Source organism: Dactylosporangium fulvum (assembly GCF_025137375.1).
GTDB lineage: Bacteria > Actinomycetota > Actinomycetes > Mycobacteriales > Micromonosporaceae > Dactylosporangium > Dactylosporangium fulvum.
Genome location: NZ_CP073720.1, coordinates 7,396,981 through 7,411,653 on the forward strand (window position 1 = coordinate 7,396,981; position 14,673 = coordinate 7,411,653).

Genomic DNA, 14,673 nt, shown 5'->3' on the forward strand with positions numbered 1-14,673 from the left:
CAGCCCGGCCGCTCGAAACGCGGCCGGGAGCTTGCCCACCGGATGCTCAGGCGGAGAGAAGGCCGCCATCGATGACCACAGACTGTCCCGTGATGTATGCCGAGGCCGGACTCAGCAGGTGCACGATGAGGGCGGCCACCTCCTCCGGATCGCCCTGCCGGCCCAACGGCACCCGCGCGACAACGCTGTCCACGGCTGCCTCCGTGTCAGCCTGGGCCTTCCAGTACGGGTCGTTGAATGGGGTGTCGATCCACCCCGGACACACGCTGTTGACGCGAATTCCGCTGCCCGCGAGCTCGACCGCCAATGATCGGGTCAGGCTGATGAGCGCACCCTTGGACGCGGCATACGCAAAAGTGCCGCGGCTGCCGCGGTGAGCCGCGGTCGAGCCCGTGAACACGATGCTCCCGCGGGTGTCCGCCAGCGCCGCCATGGCCGCCTGCGCAAGCAGGTACGGGGCTCGCACGTTCACCGCCATCGTCGCCTCCCAGGCCTCGAACTGGAAGGACTCCAAGGGGGCAACGACGTGCAGGCCGGCCGTCACGACGACGTGGTCGAGCCGCCCGAATGCCTGCAGGGCCGCGGCCACGGCGGCCTCCGGCGCGTGCCGGTCGGCCAGGTCGTGATGCCCCACGACGATCCGCCCCGGAGCCTCCTGCGCCGCCACCTCCCGGGCGGCCGCGTCATTCAGGTCGGCCAGGTAGACGTCGGTGCCGGCGGCGCGCAGAGCCCGCACCGTCGCCCGTCCGATCCCGGTGGCGCCGCCCGCGACCAGCGCGCAGGTCACGCGCCCGCCACCGCGTACGCCCGGTAGTTGGCCGATCCCGGCCCGGCCGCGCGGTTCTTCACCACGGCAGCCGCGCTGTACACCGCCGAGCTCGGCGTGGCGTCACGGACGACGGCCGGGACCTCACCGCCCTCCTTGGTGCTGTCGGCCAGGGCGTCGAGGATCCGCCCGAGAAACTGGGGCAGGTCGTTCGGCAGCTGCGACGTGATGAGGTTGCCGTCGACGACGACGGCCTCGTTGCGCCAGTCGCCACCGGCGTGAATCACATCGTCCTTGATGACAGGGACCGACGTGACGGCACGCCCCTTCACGATGTCCGCGGTCGCCAGCAGCCACCCCGCGTGGCAGATCGCCGCGACCGGGGCGCCACGGCCGTCCAGGGCGCGGACGAACTCGACAAAGGCCGGCTCCCGGCGCAGATACTCGGGCGAGAAGCCGCCCGGCACGATCACCGCGTCGAAGTCGTCCGGCGAGACATCCGCGATGCCGACTTCGGCCACAGCCGGGTAGCCCAGCTTGCTGGCGTACACCTCCCCCGCGCGGGAGCCTACGATCGTGACCTTCACACCGGCCTCACGCAGCCGCAGGACCGGGTACCACAGCTCCAGCTCCTGGTACAGGTTCTCGGCAAGGACAGCGACTCGAGCCTTCTGCAGTTCCATCCAGTCCTCCGTCAGACCGCGATCGAGAAGATGCGTCGGGGGTTGTGAATCATGATCTGGTCGAGCTGTTCGTCGGTGACGCCCTTGGACTTCAAGCGCGGAACCCAGCTGGTGAACATGTAGTTGAGGTCGACCTTCTCGTTCTCCAGCTGTGGGTCGGAATCGGTGACCGTCGCACGGGGGTTGAAGAACCACCGATCGAACGACAGGACGATGCGATCCAAGTAGCCGTCCTCGATGAGCTCCACGAGGGCATTGGCCATCGCCTCGTCCAGCTCTTCCGCGCTACCGATGCGCCAGGGAATGCCGATGTGGTCGAGCTGGACGTTCGCGCCCATCTTGAGGACCTCGCGCATCATGTTGACCTGAGGTGGCACGAAGGCGTGGCCGATGATCACCTTTGACAGGTCCATGCCGACCTCGTCGAGGATCTCGAGCTGCTCGCGTCCGGGGTTGGTGACCTCGAAGTCCATCGGGTCGATGTGCGTGTTGATGCCGCAGCCGACCTCCATGGCCGCCCGGCCGGCGGCCCGGATCAGGCGGTCCTCCACCTCGTGGACGTGGCGACCGTACGCACCCACCGGGCTCGGCTTGGGGAAGACGCTTTCCTGACCGGTGGCGATCTTGATGGCGCCGGCCTTGTACGGCGTCTGCTGCCACGCGAACACCATGCCCTCGGTCAGGTCCCGCACGAAGAACTCCGTGAGCTCCTCGATGGTCTGCCGACGCCAGTAGTAGGGCACGCCCATGCGCTCCGGGAAGAACCCGGTGATCGCCACGACGTTGAGGCCGGTGCGCTCGGCGACGTCCACCATGAACTGCGGGTGACGGCCGACCTCCGCCGGGGTCATGTCGATGAGGGTCTTGTACCCGTTGGGGAGCATGCCATTGATGACCTGGCCGCTGACCCGCTCGACGGCGGCGGGGTGGTCGAATACGGTCCGGTGGTCCAGCTCGGCCCCTGGATACCCGTAGAGCAGGTGCTCGTGGGTAAGGATGCGACCGGTCTCCTCGGCCGGGATGTCACCCAGCACGGTTCGGAAGATCTGCATGACGAACTCTCCTTTGACCTCGACGAACGGCGGCTCAGCCGGCCAGCTCGGTGCGCAGCCGGGCGAACAGGGACGGAAGGGCATCAGCGTCCACCGCGACACGGTCGGGATCGACGTCGAGGACGAGCTCCCGAACCAGGTGAGCACCGGAGCCGCTCGCAAAAATGGGCACCTCCGCAGCGTGCAACCGCCTGAGAAGAGACACCTGCTCGTCGCTGACCGCCGGGCGACCGACAACGGTCCCCGGCACTACCAGTGCATCCACCGTCTCGGACACGACCGCGTCTGAGGCCGTGTCCCCAAGAATCGGGTATCCCAAGTGACTCTCACACGGGCCCTCCCCCGGACCGACGATCTTGACCTCCGCCCCCTCCTCCCTGGCGCGCAGGACTGGGTACCAGAACTCGAGCTCCTGGTAGCCGTCAAAGGCGAGGACAACGATCGAACGATTGGACAAAGTCATGAGGAGTGACCTGGCCTCTCAGGGAACTGGTCTAATACATGAACCAGTTGCAGTGTTTCACACGACTGATCGGTTGGGAAGGTCCGCCATGAACCGCAGTAACGGCTGAGGAGTCGTCATCACCGTGGTGACCGTGGCCTCCGGCCTGGGCCTGCTCACGTTGCCCGGGTGCGGCCACGGCCAGGAGATCAGTCAGTGTGAGGTTCCCCCGACAACGCGGAGGGTTGACGATCTCCGACAGCAGCCCGCGGGCCGGAGCGGCCTCGCGGGCCAGCCAACCGCAGTAGGTCGACGGAGCGATATTCAGGACCCGAAGGACGGGTTCGACCCCGAAGCGGTCACGCAGCGCTTCGGGGTGCACACCGAGTTGTTCGGCCAGTCGCTTGATCACCGGTTTGGCGTCGGACTCCCGGTAGAACCGCACCGCACGCCGGCGCAGCTCGTCCGGGTGCGAGGCTACGGTTCGGACGCGTTGGGTCAGGAGCCGGACTGGGCCGCGGTGAACTTGTTGAGCGCGTGCGACGCGGCCCCAAGAAGCGCCGAGTCCTCGTCCTCCCCCACGTGGTGCAGCTCCGTTCGGGCCCAGTGCGGCCGGGTGCGATCCCAGTGCGTTCGCACCGCTTGACCGAACCACGTGTCCGGGGCCAGCTTCGCACCGGCCAGGACGATGCGGTGCGGATCAAGCGTCGCGACGATCGTGCGCATGCCGGCGGACAATACGACCGCGGATCGGTCGAGTATCTCGGCCGCCCGGCTGTCGCCGTCCCGGGCGGCGTCTTGAAGGTCCCCGGCGTGCAGGACGCGTCCAGTCCGGGCGCGCGCAGCGAGCAAGGGGCTCAGCCCTGCCTCTGCGAGTGCGTTCGCGGCTTCGGCCAGGATCCGTCCGGAGACCAACTGCTCCAGGCAACCAGTGCCGCCACACGGGCAGCGCGGGCCGTCGACATCGATCACCACGTGGCCGAAGTCGCCGGCTCCCCCGAGTCCGGGGTCCAGCAGGCCGTCCCTGATCACCGCTCCGCCGACGCCGGTACCCATGGTCAGGACGGCGGTCGTCCCGTGCGGCCAGCGCGCCGCCACGCCCAGTGCTTGGGCCTGGACGTCGTTGAGCAGGTAGGTGGGCAGTGGCAGGTGCGGACGCAGCGCGGCCGCGACGTCGGTCCCGTCGGTGAAACCGAGGTTGAGGGCGGTGCCGACGATGCCTTCCTGGACCACGCCTGCGAGTCCTACGCCCACCGCCGCGGCAGGCCGGCCGAGGTGTGAGGTGATGCCCAGGACCATGTCCGCGACGGTGACGTACTGGTCCGCCAGGCTCTGCGGCTTGGCGCGCCGGTCCTTGCGCACGAGCCTGCCGCCCGACACGGCGGCCACCCTGATCCAGGTCCCACCCCAGTCGACGGCGGCCACGAGGGTGTCGTGACCGCCGTCGACCGCGGCATTAGCCAACGCAGCCCGGCCGATACTCGCCGGCCACCGAGAAGATGCCCGAGGCGGGCTCGTGGCTCATGTTGTAGAACGAGTGTTCCGTGCCGGCCGGGATTCGCACACCGTCCCAGGGGTTCAGCTCGACCCACTTCTTCGTGCCGGAGAACTCGACGTGCAGGTTGCCCGACTCCACGAAGACCACCTTGTCCGCGCCGTGGCTGTACACGCCACTGCGCTGACCGCCCAGGAACGACATCTTCCCAGCGGTGAGGTGTTCCGTGCTGGCCAGGATTCCCACGAGGATCTCGCGGCCCCGGATGGCGCCTTCCATGCGCCAGAGGATGTCGGCCTCCCGGATCATCCAGGTGGTCCGCTCGCGCGGGGTGTCACGGGCCATCGGCCAGTTGCCGAGCAGCTCGTCCTGGCCCTGCTTCGGCGGACCCTCAAGCGGCGGCTGGGCGCGAGCGTAAGCGCCGCCCGTTCCGGACTTGGGAGCCGGCTGGAAGAACTCGAGCATCCGCAGCTGCTCGTTGCTGTGGTTCCACTGGTAGTGCCAGGTGTCCTTGCGGAAGAAGATGGCCTCACCAGGGTTGACGACAAAGACCTCGCCGGTGACCGGGTTACTCTGGACCATGCGGCCCTCGAGCACGTAGAAGAGCTCGTCCGCACCGAACACGGTGGGGTTGGCGGGCGAGGAGATCGCGGAACCGTTCGGCGGCATGCCGACGATGTTGAGGTTCATCGTTGCGTCGTCAGCGTAGAACCAGTCGCACAGCCGTCCGGTGGTCTCGTCACCCCAGGTGCGCCGCTCGATGTCTTGGTATCGAAGGACTTCCGGCTCGCGGGTGGTTTCGTCTGTCATGTCGCCTTCTCGGGGTCGGACGCTCTCGCGTTGAATCCAGCCAAGCACGTGAAGCTAACTGGTCTAAATACTGGACCAGTCTGATGGATCGAGCCGACCGTGTCAATCGACTCCGCCTGCGCGACAAGCGACTTCACGAGAGCGGATGGCCTGGCGCTAGGATGCATCGCGGCCGGCGCGGACCGCAGCGCACAGGAACGAACCAAGGAGGGCAGCCGTGGTGAAGGCACTCGACCTCAAGGTCTCCCCGGCCCGCGTAGAGGGCCGCAACAACGCGGTCGAGGCCTACCGCGTCCTCCAGGAAGCGTTGACCTTGGGGCAGTTCCCGGCCGGCACCCGGTTGCCCGGTGAGCGCACCTTGGCCGCCGAGCTCGGGGTCAGTCGTTCGACGCTGCGACAGGTGCTCAGCGCCCTGGCCGACGCCGGACGAATCATGCCCTCACCGCAGCGCGGCTGGTTCGTTGCCGAAAACCGGCTCGTGCACGAGCCCAACCGGCTGCGAGGGCTCAGCGAGGTCGCACGTGAGCGCGGCATGGAAGCGTCGTCCCGGGTCATGGGGACCACGGTTCGCCAGCCCACACTGGCCGAAGCGGAGGTCCTGGGAATCGACACGTCCCAGCCCGTGGTCGACCTGCGCCGGGTCAGGTTCCTGGACGGGTCGCCGCTCAGCGTCGACCACTCGTGCCTCGATGCCTCACGGGTTCCAGGCATCGAGGACATCGACTTCACCGGCCAGTCGCTCTACGACGTGCTGCGCGACCGGTATGACATTGCCGCCAGCCGGTGCGACTACGAGCTCGCGGCGGAGGCGGTCAAGGCAACGGAGGCCAAGCTGCTCGGACTCGAGCCCGGCGATCCGGTGCTGGTCGGTTATCAGAAGACCTTCGACCAGCACGACCAGTGCTTTGACGTGGGCCTCCAGCTGTATCGCGGGGACGCCTACCGGTTCCAAGCGTCGCTGTTCCGGTTCTAGGGCGGCGCCGTCGACCGTCAGCCCTTCATCGCACCCGATGCCATTCCCTGCATCAGCCTCTTTTGCACGAGGAGGAAGAAGATCACCACGGGGATGGTGAAGATCGCGCTCGCTGCCATCACTCCTCCCCAGTCCGTGTAGTAGCTGGAGAAGTACTGCTGCAGGGCGACGGGGAGCGTTTCGATCTCGGGCCGCTGCATATACGTCGCCGAGAACATGAGTTCGTTCCACGACGTAATGAATGCGTAGACGGAACTCGCGGCCAACCCTGGCCAGGCCAGTGGAAACACGATCGACCATACGGTTCGCAGCCGACCCGCCCCGTCGACCAGAGCGGCCTCTTCGAGTTCGTACGGGATCTCGACGACAAACGATCGCAGCATGAAAGTGCACAGGCCCACGGTCAGGGCCAGGTGACTCAAGGTCAGCCCTTGGAATGTGTTGAGCATGCCGGCGTTGCGGAACAGCGTGAACAACGGGATGACGAGGATGGTCTGCGGGAGCAACTGCGTGACGAGGATGACGACCGTGAGAATGTGCCGGGTCCGCAGCCGGTAGCGGGCCAAGGCATAGCCCGCCAACAGGGCGATGAAGCCGGTCAGGACCGTAGTCGCCACGGCAACGATGAGGGAGTTCCGGAACTGGGTGGGGATGTTGCCGTCGAGCAGGTGCGTGTATCGCTCCACGGTCGGTGACGTGACGATGAAACGAGGGGTGCGGGTGAACAGCTCGCTGTCGGGCTTGATCGACGTGACCAGCATCCAGAAGAACGGAAAAAGGCTGGTCAGCACGATCACGGCGATCAGAAGGTACAGCGCACCACGGCGCAACAGTGACGTCATCGAGCGTCCTCCCGGTTCAGCCGGACGTACAGCACGCTCACCGCGGCCAGCATGAGGAACAGGACCACGGCCATGGCCGCAGCGGAGCCCTGGTTGAGCTGCGCGAAGGCCTCGAGCCAGGTCAGCAGGGACAGCACCTCGGTCGAGTGGTTCGGGCCGCCAGGTGGTGTGGTCATCACAAGGAAATGGTCGAAGGACTGATACGCCCAGATGGTCGAGATCGTGGTCATCACGACGAGCAGCGGACGGATCATGGGCAGCCGGATGTGTCGCAGGATCTGCCAGCCGTTGGCGCCGTCGACCCGTGCCGCCTCCACCACTTCACCGTGGGTGCCTCGTAGCCCGGCGAACAACGAAACCGCCACGAAGGGAACCGAGTGCCAGACGACAGCGACCGTGATGGCCACCATGGCCGGCGTACCCGTGCGGAACCAGGAGAAGCCGCTGAAGGATTCGATTCCGAACCAGTTGACCAGCAGCCAGTTGACCACGCCGTACTGGTCGTCGAACATCCACTTCCAAACGATGCCCGACGCGACCCGCGGCATGGCCCACGGGAGCAGAACGATGACACTGAGCACCTTGGCCGCACGGGGTGCGGCGTCAAGGACCAGGGCGATTGCCAGGCTCAAAAGGATCGTGGTGGCGACCACCGCGACCGCGAACAATGTCGTGCGCAGGAGGGCGGCGGTGTAGTACGGGTTGGCGAAGATGTCGCGGTAGTTCTGCAGCCCGACGAACGGCCCGTTCTGCAGGTACTCACCCTCGTGGAACGACAGCCAGATGGTCCGCACCACCGGATATCCGACAACACCGACGACCACGGCGAGCAGCGGCGTCAGAAAGGTCCACGGCAGGATTTTCTTCTCAAAGCTGTTCTGCTCGCGCCGCAAGCGCCGCGCGCGGAGTGCCCCCGGGGTGACCGAGGACACTGCGCGACGGAAACTGGTCTTCACATTCTCAACCAATGGCCTGGTTCATCTGGTCCGAGAGCTCCTTCATGGCGGCATCCGCAGTCTTCTTGCCGCTCATGATCGACTGCATGGCGTTCACGATGGCGTTGGCTCCCTCCACCTTGCCCCAACTGGCCACCGGGGGAATGGAACGGGTGTGGTCAGCCTGCTCGGCGTACGCCTTGAGCAGCGGGGAAGAGAAGGATCCGGTGGACTTCTCCTGCGCCAGCGCGTCGTTCGTCGCCGGGAGCAGACCCAGGTTCGCGGTGACCGGCACGAGGTTTTCCTTGCTCATCATGAACTTCACGAAGTCGTTCGCCACCGTCTTGTTCTTGCACTCGCGGAACACGGCGAGGTTGCTGCCGCCCGCGAACGTGTCGTTGTTCCCACCCGGGCCCTTGGGAAGGACGGCCGTGGCCAGCTTGCTCTCCAGAGCGGGGTTCTGCTTGAGGATGGTCCGCAAGTCCCACGACCCGCCGACCATCATCGCCGTCTCGCCCAAGCCGAACGACTTGTCGACGTCGGCCGCGGTCCAGGCGGAGGCGCCCGCGGGCGACAGGCGATCCTTGGTCAGCAGATCGGCGTAGAACTGGAACGCCTGGACGGCCTGCGGTGATGCGGCCTCGGAAACCCACTTGTCACCACTCTGCTTGGCGATATCCCCGCCCCAGTTCCAGATCAGCGGCAGGTAGTACCAGTGGGCGCCACCGATGATTCCGAACCCGTTGACGCCTTTGTGCTTCGCCTGAATGGCCAGGGCAACCTCGCGCAGCTCCTCCCAGGTGGCGGGTGCCGAGGACTTGCCGATCGACTCGAGCAGGTCCTTGCGGTAGATCAGGGCGCGGACACCGGTGTCGTAGGGAACCGCGTACGACTTGCCCTTGAAGATGGTCGAGTCGATCATGCCGGGCACGTAGGTGCCCTGGAGCGTCTTGGGGTCGTCCGCGTACACCTCGAGAGCATTGAGTGCCGCGAATTCGGGGGTCCAGGTGTTGCCGATGAGCGCGACACAGGGAACGCTGCCGCCGGCGATCGAGGTCAGGTACGTCTGGTGTGCGTCCTTTCCGAGGAAGCGGAGGTTCACCTTGGTCCCTGGACGTGCTGCGGCGTAGTCGTCCGCCAGCTTCTGCATGATCGGCTGCTGGGTGTCCCCGATGGGGTCGCCCATCCAGAAGTCGATCGCTCCCTTGATCTCGCCCGAGTCGGTTCCGCTCGAGTCATTCGCCCCACCGCAGGCCGCGAGGGCGAGTGCCCCCGCCAGCCCAATGGCAACGGCGACACGGCCGCGCCAAATATTCCATGCACGCATCCATGCTCTCCTCTACTGGGGACCGAACACCTGCTAAGCGCGGGGTACGCGGTGCCTCCGGATGACTTGTCAACCTGCCCGGCTGTCAGACAGCCCTATAGGTTGCCACTCAGGGTGCACTGTGGTGGGGTGGTTCGCAAGAGCCTTCAACATGTTCGTTACGAAGTTTCCTTGCTCCCGAGTTCCACAGTTGGTAGACACACGGGAGCGATCGGGTTTGGATCGCCCCTGGTCAGGGGGTCGTCAGCGGGTCGCGGAGCGGCCCGGAGGGCTGAGGCTGTAGTAACACGACTTAGTATCTTGTCCTTGTGCTAGCAGGTCAAGGATGGTTGAGTCGTAGTCATGTTCCTGCGGTTCACGTCGCGAACCAACGCCGACGGCACGGTGGTGCGTTACGTAGCCTTGGCGCACAACCGGCGGGTGGACGGGCGAATCAAGCCGGACGTGCTGATGAACCTGGGCCGGGTCGACCAGGTCGACGTGGCCGGACTGCGGCGGCTGGCCGCGTCGATCAACAAGCACTTCGGCGACAGTGACGGGCTGACCGACGCCGCGGAGGCGGGTGCGGTCGCCCGTGCCGCGCCGCTGGAGGCCATCGACGCCCGAACCATCGGGGCCACCTGGCTGCTCGACGGACTGTGGCACCGCCTCGACGTGGGCACGGCAGTCCGAGCGGCCACCGGCGCGCGGCGGTTCACCACCAACATGGAGCGGGTGCTGTTCGCGCTGGTCGCCAACCAGGCGATCGCGCCGATGAGCAAGCTGTCCGCCGCCGAATGGGTGCGTGAGGACGCCGCCGTCCCGGGATTGTCCACGATGGACGAAGACCACGCCTACCGGGCGATGGACCTCCTCGTCGACGCCGACACCCAGGACCGGGTGCAGGAGGCGGTGTTCCTCGCCGTGGCCAACCTGCTCAACCTCGAAGTCAACCTGCTGTTCTTCGACACCACCTACTTCGAACGCGACGACGAGGACGGGGGCGACGACGCCTTCCGCCGGTTCGGCCACTCCAAGGACCACCGCGGCGACCTGCCGCAGATCGTCATCGGCCTGGCCGTGACCAAGGAAGGCATCCCGGTGCGCTGCTGGTGCTGGCCGGGCAACAGCAACGACCAGCAGATCCTCGCCGAGGTCCGCGCTGATGTGCGGGACTGGAAGCTGGGCCGGGTCATCACCGTGGTCAACCGCGGCTTCTCCAGCGCGGACAACCTGGACTACCTGCGCCGCACCGGCGGACACTACATCGCCGGGATGCGCATGCGCGACGGCAACCCCCTCGTCGAGGCCGTGCTGTCCCGCCAGGGCCGCTACCAGCACGTCCGCGACAATCTGCGCGTCAAGGAAGTCCGCCTCGACGGTCACGACGCACGGTTTGTCATCTGCCACAACCCCGATCAGGCACAGCGCGACCAGCAGCACCGCGACGAGGCGATCGCCCGCGTCCAGGCCGAACTGGCCTGTATCGCCGAACAGCGCGCCCGCGACGCCGGCCGTCCCCCCGGCGACAGGACCCGGGCCCGCAACGAAGCCGCCCACGTGCGTGCCGAGTGCGCGCTACGCGACCACCCCACCCTCGGCCGCTGGCTGGTCCAGCAGCCCAACGGACGCCTGAAGGTCAACACGGCGAAGGTCAAGGCCGAGGCCAAACTGGACGGCAAGTACCTCATCGCCACCTCCGACCCGCACATCAGCGCCGAAGACGTCGCCCTGGGCTACAAGAATCTCCTGGAAGCCGAACGCGGCTTCCGAGACCTCAAGACACAGCTGCTGCTCCGCCCGGTCTTCCACCGCCTGGAACACCGCATCCGCGCGCACGTGCTGATCTGCTGGCTGGCCCTGCTGCTGACCCGCGTCGCCGAACGCTCCTGCGACCAAACCTGGCGAAACATCAACCGGCAACTCGGGAGAATCACCCAGGTAACCCTCGCCGGCCCGGCCGGCACGGTCACGCAAACCACTCCGCTCACCCCCGAGCAGAAGGCCATCTACCATGCACTTTCCATCCAACCGCCAGCCCGGGTCACCGCCTTCGACCCGGCCTGATCAAGAAGGAAGGCCGGGGCGGCGTAGACACACGCCCCACCTCCCGCCCCCCGGCGTTCGCCCGGCTCAACCCCCAAATTTCTGCCCACATGTGACTACGAACTGCGGAACCCGGGTTGCTGCACCGCGTTCAAACGATCGTCAGTCGACGGTCCTGCGGTCACCGAGGAGTTCACGGGCGTTCGCGCTGAACACTGCGGAACGGCGTGTGTCGCCGAGGAATTCGCTCAAGAGGGCGAAACGCTCAGCCACCTCGTCGGCCGACGAGAACGGGAAATCAGTGCCGAGCACCACCCGCGTATCGTCGATGAAGGACAGCAGTGCGCCGAGGTCAGCAGCGGTGTGGGACAGGGCTGTGTCATAGCTGAAAGCCCCCAGAGCGCGCAGGACACCTTGCGGAACGACGGTCGCGAGTTCCGGCATACCTTCGGCCAGAACCATGCGTGGAGCGACGGCAGGCATCGCGCCGCCGCAGTGCGAGAAGATCCACCGGACTCGCGGAAATCTCCGCGGCACCTCAGTAAGGAGAAGATTCGTCATGAGGCGCGTCGAGTCGAAGAGGTACTCCAGCACCGAGGGCCGAATGGGGATCTCGCCCTCGGGCCACCACGCGGGCAGCACCGGGTGCACATGGACAAGAGCACCGCGGTCGTTCAGAGCCTCCAGAAGGCTGTCAAATCGGGGGTGGCCGACATACGACCCGGCATAGCTGGTGAGCAAGCCGACGCCGACGAACTCCGGTCGGTCGAACACCCGCTCGACCTCGGCGAGCGCGGCGTCGACCGAAGGCAGGGGCAGGCATGCAACTGCTGCGAACCGCCCATCGCCGTCGCGGACCACCTCGGTCAGCTCGTCATTGGTGTCTTGGCACAGGGCTGTGGTGAAAGCCTGATCGCCGAAGTAGAACCCGGGTGAAGCGACGGACAGGACGGCCAGGTCGATGCCTAACCGGTCCATCACCCGGACTGAGTCCGCAGGTTCCCACGTCGGAAAAGGGGCGCCGGGTTGAGCTTGGATTCCCAGCGCGGTCAACCGGCTGACATAGGACGCCAGTGGTGCGTGGTGGTGAAAGTCGACGATGGTCATTGCACCAGCTCTCGGACGGCTCGAATGGTTCGCAGGATGTCTTCGGGCCCGCCCGCCTCGTGGCCGTTGAACTGCCACACGGTCATCTCCTTGGGCCCGGCATAGGCATTGTACGCAGCAAAAACGGTGGAGGGTGGGCTCACGACGTCGTGCAGGGCGACGCAGAACCTGCCGTGGCAGGTGGCTCGCCGGGCGAAGGATACGGCGTCGAAATACGCAAGGGTCTCGAAGGCACGCTCGACAGAGCCGCGGTGGGCGGCCAGCCACTTGACAATCTCCCCGTGGGGACTGTGGTCCGTCACCTGCACCGCGCGCCGGAAGGCAGACAGGAACGGCACATGAGGCATCGCCAGCCGCACGTCGTCGCGCAAGCCGGCTGCCACGAGCGCCAAGGCACCGCCCTGGCTGCGTCCTGTCACCGCGATCCGGTCGTGCGCCACGGCTTCGTGGGTTGCCACGGCATCGACGAATCGGTACGCGTCGGTGAACAGGCGGCGGTAATAGTAGCGCTCGGGGTCGAGGATGTCTCGGGTCATGAACCCCGGCGCGGAGGGTCCCGCCCCATGCGGGTCAGCGGTGTGGCCGGCACGCAGAGCACTGCCCTGTCCGCGGGAGTCCATGATGGCGTGAGCGAACCCGGCACTGGCGTAGGCGAGGGACTCGACCGGGTGCCCGCGTCCGCTGCCGTATCCCAGGTACTCCACCACGAGCGGCAGGGGACCGGTTCGTTCGTGCGGAAGGATCAGCCACCCCTTTACGTCGTCCCCGGCGTACCCGCCGAAGGTGACGTCGTACACGTCAACGGTCCGCACCAGTGCGTCCACCTGGTCAAACCGCGGATCAAGGGGATGGGCACGCTGTTCGTGCAGCGTCCGACTCCAGAAGGAGTCGAAGTCATCCGGCTCGGGGTACGGGTACTCGTACTGCACGAGCCGGTCGAGGGGAAGGTCTACCTGCATCAAGCAGCTCCTGTCTGACAGCCAGACAAGAGTGTAGCAATGGTGGCCTTGTCGGTAAGGACAACCTGTCATGCAACCTGATAGCCTGCTAGGCAGGCGGAACTTGGAGCTACAGTAAAGGTGTTGGAATGGCGCGGACAGTCGCCTCCGGGTACGACATCGTGACCGTCACGGGCGACCCGGAAGAGCGGGGATACCAGTACGGGCTCGCCGCGAGGACTCGGATAGAGCGCGCGTTGCGGACCTATGCCGACGTGTTCATGCACTACGCGTCGTGGGACTGGCCAACCGTGCGACGGCACGCACTTCGGTTCGCCGATCCCATCGAGGACTTCTCGCCTGCCTCCGCGCGCGAGATCCGGGCGATCGCCCGCGGGGCCGGCGTCGAGGTGGCCGACATCCTGGCCCTGAACACACGCAGCGAGATCATGTTCGCAGCTCCGGGACGTGCCAGGGCCATAGCGGCCACCGAGTGCACGTCGTTCGCGCTGACACCCGAACGCACGGCTCCCGGTACCACGCTGATGGGTCAGAACTGGGACTGGGTCGTGGGCGCCCGGGAAACCGCGATCGTGCTCAAAGTACTTCGTGACGACGGCCCCAACTTCGTCACGGTGGTCGAGGCCGGGATGCTGGCGAAGGTCGGGATCAACTCCAGCGGTGTCGGCCTGTGCACCAACACCCTAATCTCGGACGGGGACGAGGGTCGGCTCGGCGTTCCATACCACGTGCTGCTGCGATCGGTTCTCGACAGTGACAGCGGCGCGGAGGCCGCACAGCGGATCAAGTCGACATCACGAGCCAACTCCGCAAACTATCTCATCGCCGACACGGGCGGGTTCTGTGTGGACTTGGAGACCGGACCAGGCGACGGTGCCTGTGGCACGATCACGCCCGTCGACGGTGCGGTCACGCACGCCAACCACTTCCTGGTCGACGGTCTCACCGGGGTGGACCGCTACCTCGAGCGAAAGGCGCACACCCGCAGCCGACTGCACCACCTGACAGCGCGCATGCAGCAACACCGCACGCACACGATCGAGAGCCTGCAGGAAGCGCTCGCCGACCACGGAGACGCGCCGGACAGCGTGTGCCAACACCCGGACGCGACCCAAGTCCCTGCCGAGCGCACCTGCACAGTTGCGGGGATAGTGATGGATCTGTCGGCTCGCTCGCTGGTGTATGCCTCCGGCAACCCGTGCGAGTCGACCTGGTCAGTGCCGGTGCGGATCGATGCCTCGTCCTGATCGGTCAGCT

General features: G+C 66.4%; 15 protein-coding genes. 3 read left to right on the forward strand and 12 right to left on the reverse strand.

The features are described from left to right. Nucleotides 1–46: 46 nt before the first annotated feature. Genes Dfulv_RS33925 through Dfulv_RS33955 form a run of 7 tightly spaced genes read right to left on the reverse strand, consistent with a single transcriptional unit; the run spans nucleotide 47 to nucleotide 5,248 of the window. Nucleotides 47–787 carry an SDR family NAD(P)-dependent oxidoreductase gene (locus tag Dfulv_RS33925; RefSeq protein ID WP_259857894.1) on the reverse strand — a complete coding sequence of 247 codons (741 nt, stop codon included), beginning with the start codon at nucleotides 785–787 and terminating at the stop codon, nucleotides 47–49. Beyond that, entirely contained in the window at nucleotides 784–1,449 is a 666-nt protein-coding gene (locus Dfulv_RS33930) for a type 1 glutamine amidotransferase domain-containing protein (RefSeq protein WP_259857895.1), read from the reverse strand. Before Dfulv_RS33930 ends, Dfulv_RS33925 begins: the two co-directional genes overlap by 4 nt. An 11-nt stretch (nucleotides 1,450–1,460) precedes the next feature. Further along, a complete protein-coding gene (locus tag Dfulv_RS33935) occupies nucleotides 1,461–2,501 on the reverse strand; it encodes a phosphotriesterase family protein (protein ID WP_259857896.1) in 1,041 nt (346 codons plus the stop codon). A gap of 34 nt (nucleotides 2,502–2,535) precedes the next feature. Next, nucleotides 2,536–2,964, reverse strand: a complete 429-nt coding sequence (locus Dfulv_RS33940; protein ID WP_259857897.1) for a DJ-1/PfpI family protein — start codon at nucleotides 2,962–2,964, stop codon at nucleotides 2,536–2,538. A 31-nt stretch (nucleotides 2,965–2,995) separates the two neighbouring features. Beyond that, a complete protein-coding gene (locus Dfulv_RS33945; protein ID WP_259857898.1) occupies nucleotides 2,996–3,388 on the reverse strand; it encodes a hypothetical protein in 393 nt (130 codons plus the stop codon). Between the two features lie 53 nt (nucleotides 3,389–3,441). Beyond that, complete coding sequence (locus Dfulv_RS33950; RefSeq protein ID WP_259857899.1) at nucleotides 3,442–4,407, reverse strand: ROK family protein; 966 nt, start codon at nucleotides 4,405–4,407, stop codon at nucleotides 3,442–3,444. Then, the gene (locus Dfulv_RS33955; RefSeq protein WP_259857900.1) at nucleotides 4,400–5,248 is read right to left on the reverse strand and encodes a cupin domain-containing protein; all 849 of its coding nucleotides are present in this window, start codon (nucleotides 5,246–5,248) and stop codon (nucleotides 4,400–4,402) included. Before Dfulv_RS33955 ends, Dfulv_RS33950 begins: the two co-directional genes overlap by 8 nt. Before the next feature lie 217 nt (nucleotides 5,249–5,465). Here Dfulv_RS33955 and Dfulv_RS33960 point away from each other — a divergent pair, with 217 nt between their 5' ends. After that, entirely contained in the window at nucleotides 5,466–6,221 is a 756-nt protein-coding gene (locus Dfulv_RS33960; protein WP_259857901.1) for a GntR family transcriptional regulator, read from the forward strand. 17 nt (nucleotides 6,222–6,238) lie between these two features. On the opposite strand, the gene Dfulv_RS33965 is transcribed toward Dfulv_RS33960, so the two are convergent. The 3 genes from Dfulv_RS33965 to Dfulv_RS33975 are packed head-to-tail and all read right to left on the reverse strand — an operon-like array spanning nucleotide 6,239 to nucleotide 9,325. Next, on the reverse strand, nucleotides 6,239–7,063 hold the full coding sequence (locus Dfulv_RS33965) for a carbohydrate ABC transporter permease (RefSeq protein ID WP_259857902.1): 825 nt from the start codon (nucleotides 7,061–7,063) through the stop codon (nucleotides 6,239–6,241). Beyond that, complete coding sequence (locus tag Dfulv_RS33970; RefSeq protein ID WP_259857903.1) at nucleotides 7,060–7,995, reverse strand: carbohydrate ABC transporter permease; 936 nt, start codon at nucleotides 7,993–7,995, stop codon at nucleotides 7,060–7,062. The genes Dfulv_RS33965 and Dfulv_RS33970 overlap by 4 nt, the downstream gene beginning before the upstream one ends. Nucleotides 7,996–8,023: 28 nt before the next feature. Next, nucleotides 8,024–9,325 (reverse strand): extracellular solute-binding protein, encoded by a 1,302-nt coding sequence (locus Dfulv_RS33975; RefSeq protein WP_259857904.1) that lies wholly within the window; start codon nucleotides 9,323–9,325, stop codon nucleotides 8,024–8,026. Nucleotides 9,326–9,667: 342 nt separating this feature from the next. Between Dfulv_RS33975 and Dfulv_RS33980 the strand changes: the two genes are divergently transcribed. After that, nucleotides 9,668–11,371, forward strand: coding sequence for an IS1634 family transposase (locus Dfulv_RS33980; protein ID WP_259857905.1), 1,704 nt, complete (start codon nucleotides 9,668–9,670; stop codon nucleotides 11,369–11,371). A gap of 141 nt (nucleotides 11,372–11,512) precedes the next feature. Here the strand turns inward: Dfulv_RS33980 and Dfulv_RS33985 are convergent, their stop codons facing one another. Continuing rightward, nucleotides 11,513–12,457, reverse strand: coding sequence for an amidohydrolase family protein (locus tag Dfulv_RS33985; RefSeq protein ID WP_259857906.1), 945 nt, complete (start codon nucleotides 12,455–12,457; stop codon nucleotides 11,513–11,515). Next, complete coding sequence (locus Dfulv_RS33990) at nucleotides 12,454–13,416, reverse strand: acetylxylan esterase (protein WP_406567851.1); 963 nt, start codon at nucleotides 13,414–13,416, stop codon at nucleotides 12,454–12,456. The genes Dfulv_RS33985 and Dfulv_RS33990 overlap by 4 nt, the downstream gene beginning before the upstream one ends. Before the next feature lie 161 nt (nucleotides 13,417–13,577). Here Dfulv_RS33990 and Dfulv_RS33995 point away from each other — a divergent pair, with 161 nt between their 5' ends. Beyond that, nucleotides 13,578–14,663: a C45 family autoproteolytic acyltransferase/hydolase gene (locus Dfulv_RS33995; protein WP_259857908.1), complete on the forward strand. Its 1,086-nt coding sequence runs from the start codon at nucleotides 13,578–13,580 to the stop codon at nucleotides 14,661–14,663. Nucleotides 14,664–14,673 lie beyond the last annotated feature (10 nt).

What these genes read in the sequence shown, in the direction of transcription:
- Dfulv_RS33930 (WP_259857895.1), bottom strand. Translation starts at nt 1,449, where the DNA reads ATGGAACTGCAGAAGGCTCGAGTCGCTGTCCTTGCCGAGAACCTGTAC.
- Dfulv_RS33935 (WP_259857896.1), bottom strand. Translation starts at nt 2,501, where the DNA reads ATGCAGATCTTCCGAACCGTGCTGGGTGACATCCCGGCCGAGGAGACC.
- Dfulv_RS33940 (WP_259857897.1), bottom strand. Translation starts at nt 2,964, where the DNA reads ATGACTTTGTCCAATCGTTCGATCGTTGTCCTCGCCTTTGACGGCTAC.
- Dfulv_RS33955 (WP_259857900.1), bottom strand. Translation starts at nt 5,248, where the DNA reads ATGACAGACGAAACCACCCGCGAGCCGGAAGTCCTTCGATACCAAGAC.
- Dfulv_RS33965 (WP_259857902.1), bottom strand. Translation starts at nt 7,063, where the DNA reads ATGACGTCACTGTTGCGCCGTGGTGCGCTGTACCTTCTGATCGCCGTG.
- Dfulv_RS33975 (WP_259857904.1), bottom strand. Translation starts at nt 9,325, where the DNA reads ATGCGTGCATGGAATATTTGGCGCGGCCGTGTCGCCGTTGCCATTGGG.
- Dfulv_RS33980 (WP_259857905.1), top strand. Translation starts at nt 9,668, where the DNA reads ATGTTCCTGCGGTTCACGTCGCGAACCAACGCCGACGGCACGGTGGTG.
- Dfulv_RS33985 (WP_259857906.1), bottom strand. Translation starts at nt 12,457, where the DNA reads ATGACCATCGTCGACTTTCACCACCACGCACCACTGGCGTCCTATGTC.
- Dfulv_RS33990 (WP_406567851.1), bottom strand. Translation starts at nt 13,416, where the DNA reads ATGCAGGTAGACCTTCCCCTCGACCGGCTCGTGCAGTACGAGTACCCG.